We start from the raw sequence: 7228 nt of genomic DNA, 5'->3' as shown, positions 1-7228 counted from the left end.
CTTGAATAGGGCTGATAGTAACGGGGGTTCCCGCCCCCAATATTCCCCAGTCGGGGGGTTGATAGTCGCCGATAATTTTGACTAAAATTGACCATCCGGGGGCCATTAAGGTTGTTTGTTCGGCAAAAAATCCCCCCTCGTCCACGACTTGAAAGTCTTGGCGACGGTTATGGCTGAGGGTCAGAGACGACCAAGGTAAAGGCTTAAGCAGGTTATCGGGGGCGGCATCCGACTTAAAAATCCACTTTTGCTCTTGCCAAAATAGCTGTAAAGTGTTACCCGGAATTAAATATTGACCCCCGATCATCTCAAATTCCTGGCTTCGGTGTTCCGGTTGCACCTGCCATTGTTCCTGTTCATTCCACTGCATTCGATACAGGTTGCGAGGTAAGTTCGGGGAAGTGATATTGAGATCGAGGGTATAAACGGGCAAGGGTAAGGGAACATAAAATTCACTCTTATATTCCCAAAACGGCCCCCAGAGTTGACTCTGACTGGGTAAATTCAAACAAGCTGCCAACTGATGCCCATTCGGGGGCCAGCGACAACCGACTTGACCGCTATTTTGTCCGACGGGTGTTAAATTGCCGATGGTGATCGGGCCTGTGGGAATTATTTTGTACCATCCTGTCATGGGTTAAATCTCCTTTAAGAAGGCAATAGGCAATAGGCAATAGGTTGGGGATGACCTCTCCCCCAGCCCCTCTCCACCTCTCCCTGCCCTCTCCTACGAGGAGAGGGAAAAGGAAGAATGTTTTTATTCGAGAGGGGGGAAGAATTGTTAATTATTAAGTGTTTACAAGGTCTAAACTGCTCCCCATTCCCTCGCAGGGAAGGGGGTTGGGGGGTTAGGTCAGAACACGAGAAAGCCAGTTATTTCGTTCTCGCTGTTGACGAGCCAAGAAACCCCGGAGGGCGATCCAGTCTTTCCACCATTGCCAACGTCCTAACTCTGTTTTCAGACTCTTAGTGTTTCCGATGGTGAGAAGGTCGATCTGTTGCCAACTCAGGGGTAAATGCACACTCGCCCACAGGGTATCCATGAGGGAACGAACCGTTGACGGAGAATATTCTTCCAGGCGGGTACTCTCCAAATAAAACAACAACTTTTCCCAACAGTTCAGATCCGTTTTGTCCTCCTTAACGGGTTCAACGGCCATTAACAAATGCCACAACACCCAAGGACAAACCCAGTCCAAACTTTGACCACTATTAAACAAAACCCGCACACAAACTCGATCCTTACCGAGATGTTTGGCTTGTTTGTAGGCTTCATTTAACCCCCGATGCCATAACGACTGCGGGATACGCCGTTGGGCAATAACCACCCCTAAACTAAAGGTCATATTCGGGCCAGGGATAGGATAAATTTGATTTTGATAAGACACCCAACCCGCCACAGGGGGATCAAGCGGTTGAGTTAAGGGGGTAGGTTGTCCCGTCCAAAGCTGATGAAGTTGGGATGTGAGAGCGATCGCATCGGTGATCGGCCCTAATAATAAGAAGTCATCCCCACCCGCAAAAATTACCCGTCCGTTGTGGTAATTTTCCGTCAGGTTGTATAACACCCGGTTCCAATATCCAAACAAAACCGATAGATCTAAAGTATGGGGAAGTTCCATCTGGCGGGTCACATCCGGTAAATTAGGCGGTGAAAAACCGAGTTGATATTGTTCAATAGTTGAGGCGTTGGGATGCCAGTTAGACCAAGGTAATTTCAGCTTTTGATATTGTTCACCGGATAGCCATTTCCCCATATTATCCCCATCCCCACGCCATCCCACTGTCCATTCAACCGGACTTTCCCACCCGTTGGGAAGATCATTTTCCCAACCTTCCACCTCCTCAGCATCAATATTGCGACGTTCTAAAACTCTCGGATGAGCATAAGGAGGAGACTGGCGATCCATTTGGGGAATACCCCAAGGTTTAAAAGGCGATCCAGACTGATAATATTCACTCAGCGCTTCAACTTCAGTATTCCACTGTTCGGCATCCACAACATCAGCCACCCAAGCCGCCGCCGCCGCCGTGCGATCGGGAAATTGATCCCAAGGACATCGGGGGGGTTCTTGTCCCCATAAAGTTGTTAAGGTGGGAACGATAATTTCAGGGACGGAAGCCAAGCGTTTCACCATTTCCAAGCTATTGAGGCGATCGCTTTCGGAAAATAACCCCGCTAAAGAGCTTTTTTCCGCTATCCCTTCCCACCATTGGGTTAATACCTGATCCGGTAGTCCCCAAGTTCCCCCCGCTTCCACAGGTTGCAAACCCGGATGCCAGATCGATAAACTTCCCGAACTCGGACTGGTGCGTCCTCCCCACCAGTTCCCTTGCCATTGTCGGCCTAATTTTTGAGCATCAACGGAATGATGCAACTGTTCTATATCTTCGACAATGTGATCCGACCGCAATGGCGTAGACTCCCCATAAACCGACCAAAAACTCAGGTTATCTCCTTGAATAACTTGCCATCCCAAGCCGTTTAACCGGGGGTTATGGCGGATGGAAGCGGTTTCTAAGGCGGTTAAAAACCGTTGCCATTCTTGTTTAAGAATGTCTTGGCAGTTTTCCCACCATTGGGGTTCGTCGGGAAATAAGCCAGTAATAATATTGGGAAGTTCAGCTTGCCAGAAGCTTTCATCGGTAATGGTTTCGCCGTTTAACCATTGCAGTAAAGGAGAGGACTGATGCAAGGGAACTAAAACCTTTCCTCCCTGTTTCTCCCAATGGTAAATAACCACCCCGCAGAGATAATGACATAACCACGACGCAACGGCCCAGTCCCGCAGGCGTTGACCTCCAGCGAGGAAGCTTTGCACCGGGCCAAAGGTCAAAACGCCGATGTGACTCAGGGTGAGATCTCTGTGTTGTTGAATTTGTTCGCAGGCCTCCACAGAAGCCCCACCCCCCCACCAAAATTGATTTTTTAAATATTCTGAAGTTTGCCAAGTACCGCAGCTAGGATGGGTTGCTAAGGTGGGTTGATCGGGGGGTAAAGCTGCATAATATTGTTGTTGTTGTTTCAGCCAGTCTTGTAATTCCATTAGAGACTCCGTTTAACATCATTAACGAGTTGTTCAAATTCTTTGATTTTGCTATTAATAGGGGTTGTCAGATTGGCTAATTTGACAATATAGTTTAACCAATCAATTGCAATTTGAGCCGGATGATCGGCGTGATTGACTCCTTTTAATTGTTTGGTTTTTTCATCTAAAATTTGATCAATTAAATCGCCCAATAAACTGTGATACAGTTCATTTCTGAGTTGTAAGAAACTCTTTCGAGTATTATTTTGAAGGTTAATCCAGTTTGAACAGTAAAACTCTTTAAAATTGTTCCAAGCAGAATCAGTAATTTTAGCGGTAATATAGTTAACTTTGCGATTCAAATAGTTACTGTGGTTTGAAGCAATTCCTTGAGTGAGGAGATCCTTAACCATTGGCGTAATATCAAGTCTGAACTCTATCGGTGAATTTTGGTTTTTTTCTTGATATTTTAAAATCGGTTTTTGAGTGGCATGATCTCTTTCCCAGTGATAATCATTTACGCCTTGATGTTGAACTAAACAAGCGATCGCTAATTCAAAAGCCCCAGCAATTCTTAAATACCACTGCATCCACTGACCCCGTTCTCGAAAGGCTTTTTCACTCCATAAAGCAATTGCAATTCGTTCTAAAATATCCTCTTCAGCCGATAGCTTTTGGCGTTTTGCCGATAAATTAAAAGAAACAGCCCGATCTAATTGTTCGAGTTTGGTTTTTAAGTTATGATCAGGATGATCTTGGATTAAAGTTTTTACCCCCAAAAAGTCTTGAGTTTCTAATAACTGTTCAATTTGTGGAACTTTTAACCGCCATTGCCAATGAGTTCCCGTATGAAAATACGGTTGAGAATCTTGGCGAGACATATAGACAAATTCAATCGGATTTTTTGCTAACTTTTGTTCAAGTCCCCATAAATATAACGCCCCACTTAAGGCTGGGGTTCCACTACTATGTTGTACGATTAATTTCTGAGCATTAATCTTAGGACGATCCGAGGTATTATCGAAAACAATACCCTTGGAATTAAAGGTAAATTTAGGATTTAATTGTTGTTCAACAAACTTTGCCATTTGATCCCAATTAGCAACCCCATTATCTAAATTCGGATCAATATCTAAAATTATTAAATCATGGGGAATGCCTAGTTTTTGACACCAAGCTTGTAAAAGATTTCGCCACCAATATCCATCAGAAGTAATTAAATCACTCAATTCTTGTCCAGAAATATGATGATATTCAATCCAAGCTTGCTGATTCGTTAAAAGAATGACAAAATGAAGTAAAGTATCAGGTTCTCGACTTTCCCACAGGTTTCTAATTAAAGGAAAATCAATCCGATCTAAGTCGTTTCCTAATTCTTGATCGTTGTCCGTCGCCAGGTCTCGAACATCTTCTAAGGTATAACAGGCGCCGAGTTGGGAGGTTCCTTGCTCTGAATCCACCCTCACATCATTGTTGCCTAAAATCTGTAAAACAACATTTTTTCTCATATCGCTTAAGTGAAAAAATGGAAAGACATCTAAATTTTTATTCAAGCTTAATTGAGTTGAGTTTGTAAGTTTCTTTACTTTTACTTAATATACCAACCGCTAAAACGGTTAGGAACAAGACAGATTCAGCAAACCCAGATTGTGAAATCTTTTGCTGTTCCCTGATCTATTAAATTTTTTTGAATAAAATTAATGTACGGCTTAAAAAAAACGATTCTTCTCTTTGAGTTCTAAAATAGCCAGAATCTTACTGCATTCGATCAAGGGTTCGATATTGAATCGCCTCAGCAACATGGGGCGGTTTAATATTCTCTTCCCCGGCTAAATCTGCAATAGTTCGAGCTACTTTTAAAATGCGATCGCTCGCCCTTGCAGATAACCCTAATTTTCTAATTGCATTTTCTAATAAACTTTGTCCAACATGATCTAATTGACACCATTTTTGAATATGACGACTTTGCATTTCTGCATTCGATTTTAATTGAGGTTCTTCTTGAAATCGTTGTCGGCTTCGTTCACGGGCTGTGATCACTCGTTCTCGAATTTTAGAAGAACTTTCTCCTTGAGATTGTTGTAGAATTTCTTCCGGTTTTAAACGATTAACCGCTACTTGCAAATCAATTCGATCCATCAATGGCCCGGATAATTTTGCCCAATATTGTTCTCGTTGACGAGGAGAACAAGTACAAGGTTGAATTGTATCGCCATAATAACCACAAGGACAGGGATTTGTACTCGCAACCAACGTAAATTTTGCCGGAAATACAACCGACTGTTTGGTTCGGGAAACTGTTACAAATCCATCCTCTAACGGTTGTCTTAAAAACTCTAAAACATCCCGTTTAAATTCTGTTAATTCATCAGCAAATAACACCCCCCGATGGGCTAAAGAAATCTCTCCTGGTTTCGGATAGGTTCCACCTCCCACTAAAGAAGGGCCAGAAGCAGAATGATGGGGACTTCTAAAGGGGCGATCGCTCACTAAAGTTCCCCGATTTTTTAATAATCCAGCCACCGAATAAATCCGAGTTACTTCTAAAGATTCTTCAAAACTTAAAGGCGGTAAAATACCCGGTAAACGACGAGCTAACATCGTTTTTCCGCTTCCGGGTGGCCCGACAAAAATTAAATTATGTCCGCCCGTTGCTGCAATTTCTAACGCCCTTCGAGCGTGAGCTTGTCCTTTAACTTCACTTAAATCTAAGCCGATGGTTGTTTTTTGAGATAATAAATCCAATGATGTTAATTTAATTGGTTGATAAGCACTGGGATGATTTAAGAAATCAGTTACATCTAATAAATTTTTAAAGCCATAAACCGATAATCCTTGAACAATTGCCGCTTCTTGAACATTATCTTCTGGAACGACTAGCCCTGTAATTCCCATTTTTGCCGCTGCTGCTGCAATGGGAAGTACACCCGCAACAGGTCTTAAGCTACCGTCTAAACTAACCTCACCTAAAAATAAAAAATCTCCTAATAAATCCGGTTTAATTTGTTCCGATGCAGCTAAAATTCCAATACTAATCGGAAGATCAAAACTCGGCCCTTCTTTGCGTAAATCCGCAGGCGTTAAATTAATCACAATATTTCGCATGGGGAAAGCATATCCGGCATTTTTTAAAGTCGCTTTTACCCGTTCTCGTGATTCTTGAACCGCCGCATCAGGCAGTCCCAACACCATAATTTTAGGCAGTCCCCCCGATATATCGACCTCAACCCCGACTTTAACGGCATCAATCCCAACAATACAGGCACTCCAAACCCTGGCTAACATGGTGTTTAACTTTGATAATTTGTTCTGTTTCTATATTCTGCGATAAGTGACGTAAGCTCTACAATTAACGTTAGACTTGCAAGTGATAGCAACTGCACCGATATAGATATGACTGATACGATTTTTAGCAAAATTATCCGTCGGGAGATTCCGGCTGATATTGTTTATGAGGATGATTTGTGCCTCGCCTTTCGGGATATTGCCCCTCAAGCCCCGGTACACATTCTAGTTATTCCTAAAAAACCCATTCCTAAACTTGCTGATGCGACATCCGAAGATCATGCCCTCATGGGACATTTGCTGCTCAAGGTAAAACAAGTGGCTGAAGAAGCAGGACTGGAGAACGGTTATCGCGTTGTCATTAATACAGGAGAAGATGGTGGACAAACCGTTGATCATCTTCATCTGCATATTCTTGGGGGTCGTTACATGGAATGGCCTCCCGGTTAAAGGCTTTGGGCGAGGTTTCCTTGCCCCTACATCCACTCCCAGACAACAGAAATCCAAATATAGCTTTTTCTTATAGCATCGATTGACAAAAATTTTGTTAAAACCACTTTACAAAACGCAATCATCTGTGTCATATTACTAATCAAGGTAGAAACAAGCCTACCGACGTACCTCGAAAAATACATAGCAATACATACCAAACATGACAACCACGATTCAGCAGCGCGAGAGCGCCTCAATCTGGGAACGGTTTTGTAACTGGGTAACATCCACCAACAACCGGATTTACATCGGTTGGTTCGGTGTTCTGATGATTCCGACCTTGTTAACCGCCACCATCTGCTACATCATCGCTTTTGTCGCGGCTCCTCCAGTGGACATCGATGGTATCCGTGAACCCGTAGCTGGTTCACTGTTATACGGAAACAACATCATCTCTGGTGCAGTTGTTCCTTCCTCTAACG

At 43.3% G+C, this 7228-nt stretch carries 4 protein-coding genes and 2 pseudogenes; 2 read left to right on the top strand and 4 right to left on the bottom strand.

The features are described from left to right. From ACKPEB_RS10650 to ACKPEB_RS10635, 4 genes and pseudogenes are all read right to left on the bottom strand, one after another. Positions 1-634, bottom strand: a pseudogene (locus ACKPEB_RS10650) (hypothetical protein); the annotation flags it as partial. A 214-nt stretch (positions 635-848) separates the two neighbouring features. Continuing rightward, complete coding sequence (locus ACKPEB_RS10645; RefSeq protein WP_408964862.1) at positions 849-3047, bottom strand: Cas10/Cmr2 second palm domain-containing protein; 2199 nt, start codon at positions 3045-3047, stop codon at positions 849-851. Next, positions 3047-4537: a hypothetical protein gene (locus ACKPEB_RS10640; protein WP_408964861.1), complete on the bottom strand. Its 1491-nt coding sequence runs from the start codon at positions 4535-4537 to the stop codon at positions 3047-3049. Before ACKPEB_RS10640 ends, ACKPEB_RS10645 begins: the two co-directional genes overlap by 1 nt. 247 nt (positions 4538-4784) lie before the next feature. Further along, the gene (locus tag ACKPEB_RS10635; protein ID WP_408964859.1) at positions 4785-6314 is read right to left on the bottom strand and encodes a YifB family Mg chelatase-like AAA ATPase; all 1530 of its coding nucleotides are present in this window, start codon (positions 6312-6314) and stop codon (positions 4785-4787) included. Between the two features lie 108 nt (positions 6315-6422). On the opposite strand from ACKPEB_RS10635, the gene ACKPEB_RS10630 reads away from it, so the two are divergent. Then, the gene (locus ACKPEB_RS10630) at positions 6423-6764 is read left to right on the top strand and encodes a histidine triad nucleotide-binding protein (RefSeq protein WP_408964858.1); all 342 of its coding nucleotides are present in this window, start codon (positions 6423-6425) and stop codon (positions 6762-6764) included. A 202-nt stretch (positions 6765-6966) separates the two neighbouring features. Then, a pseudogene (locus ACKPEB_RS10625) lies at positions 6967-7228 on the top strand (photosystem II q(b) protein); the annotation flags it as partial.

Origin of the sequence: Planktothrix sp. (assembly GCF_046067725.1) — a bacterium.
Lineage (GTDB): Bacteria > Cyanobacteriota > Cyanobacteriia > Cyanobacteriales > Microcoleaceae > Planktothrix.
The sequence above is the reverse complement of the archived record's forward strand: the minus strand, read 5'-3'. Positions and strand labels throughout refer to the sequence as shown.

What these genes read in the sequence shown, in the direction of transcription:
- ACKPEB_RS10645 (WP_408964862.1), bottom strand. Translation starts at nt 3,047, where the DNA reads ATGGAATTACAAGACTGGCTGAAACAACAACAACAATATTATGCAGCT.
- ACKPEB_RS10640 (WP_408964861.1), bottom strand. Translation starts at nt 4,537, where the DNA reads ATGAGAAAAAATGTTGTTTTACAGATTTTAGGCAACAATGATGTGAGG.
- ACKPEB_RS10635 (WP_408964859.1), bottom strand. Translation starts at nt 6,314, where the DNA reads ATGTTAGCCAGGGTTTGGAGTGCCTGTATTGTTGGGATTGATGCCGTT.
- ACKPEB_RS10630 (WP_408964858.1), top strand. Translation starts at nt 6,423, where the DNA reads ATGACTGATACGATTTTTAGCAAAATTATCCGTCGGGAGATTCCGGCT.